The organism is Xanthomonas populi (assembly GCF_002940065.1).
In the GTDB taxonomy this organism is placed as follows: Bacteria; Pseudomonadota; Gammaproteobacteria; order Xanthomonadales; family Xanthomonadaceae; genus Xanthomonas; species Xanthomonas populi.
The window spans coordinates 1-423 of record NZ_MDEJ01000347.1; the positions used below are offsets into that span (position 1 = coordinate 1).

Genomic DNA, 423 nt, shown 5'->3' on the forward strand with positions numbered 1-423 from the left:
GCATGACCGAACGTCGCAGTCGCCTGCATCTGCTTGCCTACTCGCCCGATGGCACGGCCCAGAACGTGCGTAACGCCATCTTCCAACGCCTGGGCAACTGCGCCACGCCGTGCATACCCTGACCGCAGACAACGGCAAGGAATGTGCCGATCATCGACTCATCGCCACTGCGCTGCAGGCCGATGTCTCCTTTGCCGATCCGTACGCTGCCTGGCAACGCGGTAGCAACCAAAATGCCAATGGACTCACTCGGCAGTACTTGCAACGACAGACCGACTTCAACACCATCACTGACGAACACCTGCGATGGATCGAACAGCGTCTCTACAACCGATCACGCAAGATACTCGGATTCAAAACGCCCCTCGAAGTCTTCTTTGAGGGTGTCGACAACAGCGTTGCCAACCAGAGTTGAATTCGCCG

At 57.7% G+C, this 423-nt stretch carries 1 pseudogene; it reads left to right on the plus strand.

The window, feature by feature from the left end:
• Positions 1-415: pseudogene (locus XpopCFBP1817_RS21225) on the plus strand (IS30 family transposase); the annotation flags it as partial.
• Positions 416-423 lie beyond the last annotated feature (8 nt).